Here is a 1,663-nt window from a genome sequence, read left to right as displayed (position 1 = left end):
ATTCAGGCAACCGTCTGTGGTGTTTGCAGAGCTAAGATTGGCGGCTTAGCGTTGCACTTCGGAGTTGAATCCGCCCTATAGAAGCTGACTGCCAGTTTGCCAGAATAATAAATCATTATCTCAGTGACAGAATACTGCGTGATACAGGCTGACAGGCACAAAGAATTCATGGACTTATCGCGGTAGCATCCTGTCAGCAGCCGGAGTATTATCGTTCAGCGCAATAATTCACTGGCCAGGCACCAGCGCTGTGCCGTCTGCGAAACAGCCTGTCACTTAGCGAAAGGGAGCCACGCATGTCCTCACTGCGTTTACTGTTATCCGAGTCATACGATCCCTGGTTTAACCTGGCGGTGGAGGAGTGCATTTTTCGTCAGATGCCCGCCACCCAGCGCGTGCTGTTTCTCTGGCGTAATGCGGAAACAGTGGTGATTGGCCGGGCGCAGAATCCGTGGAAGGAGTGCAATACGCGGCGGATGGCGGAAGATGGTATCCGGCTGGCGCGGCGCAGCAGCGGTGGTGGTGCGGTGTTCCACGATCTCGGCAACTGCTGTTTTACCTTTATGGCCGGGAAACCGGAATACGATAAGAGTGTGTCGACCGGCATTATCCTCAATGCGCTGGCGGCGCTGGGTATTCCTGCTGAAGCCTCCGGGCGCAACGATCTGGTGGTTAATACTGCTGATGGTATGCGTAAAATTTCCGGTTCCGCCTATCGCGAAACGCCCGATCGCGGTTTTCATCATGGGACTTTACTGCTGAATGCCGACCTGACGCGGCTGGCGGATTATCTGAATCCGGATGTGAAAAAGCTACAGGCGAAAGGCATTACCTCAGTGCGTTCGCGTGTTGCCAATCTTGCTGAACTGTCGCCAGGCATTAGCTATGACAGCATCTGTGCCGCAGTGACAGAATCCTTTTTCACTTACTTCGGCGAACGTTGCGAGCCTGAACGTATTTCTCCGCAGGCGTTGCCGGATTTACCGGGATTCGAGCCCCAGTTTGCGAAACAAAGCAGCTGGGAGTGGAATTTCGGTCAGGCGCCAGGCTTCTCTCATCTGCTGGATAACCGTTTTAGCTGGGGCGGCGTGGAGATCCACTTTGATGTTGAGCGCGGCGTGATTACCCGTTGCCGTATTTTTACCGACAGCCTGAATCCCGCCCCGCTGGAAAGGCTGGAGCAGCAGCTGCACGGTGTGGCATACCGGCCAGAGGTGCTGGCAGAGCAGGTGCAGCAACTGATCGGCGATTTCCCGCCGCTGCAGACTGAGCTGCAACAGTTACAGCAGTGGCTGGCGGAGAGTGTCAGTTAACGTTGCCAGAGAGTGGACCCCACCGCGGTGGGGGCTACCGGACACCGGAAAATGAAATCAAGCGAGCTCAGTCATTGTCTGACGTCAGCACAGTTTGCGCTGCATAAAAACACTCAACGGATCATGAGTATAGGGCGGAAAGGGATCGCAGAACTGGTAGCCGCAATTCAGGTAAAGCTTTATCGCTGGCTGTTGATGAATACCGGTTTCCAGCCTGAGTAAATGGCAGCCACAGTCTGTCGTTAACGTTTCCAGATGCGAAACAATCTGATTGCCTAAGGAAGGTGCGATTTAATCGGTGGGGTTCAGTGGAGTCCTTAGCTGTATTAGCCTTACCTTAGCTGAGCTGT

The 1,663-nt window shown here is 54.1% G+C and carries 1 protein-coding gene; it reads left to right on the top strand.

Annotated features, from left to right (window positions below; genetic code table 11):
- The first annotated feature begins 296 nt into the window (after positions 1 to 296).
- Positions 297 to 1,313, top strand: coding sequence for a lipoate--protein ligase A (locus tag ACSZO1_RS22320; RefSeq protein ID WP_437616561.1), 1,017 nt, complete (start codon positions 297 to 299; stop codon positions 1,311 to 1,313).
- Positions 1,314 to 1,663: the final 350 nt, after the last annotated feature.

It is taken from the genome of Erwinia sp. V71, from assembly GCF_965644245.1.
Taxonomy (GTDB): Bacteria; Pseudomonadota; Gammaproteobacteria; order Enterobacterales; family Enterobacteriaceae; genus Erwinia.
Note: the sequence above shows the minus strand (reverse complement) of the source record. Positions and strands in the feature narration are given on the sequence as shown.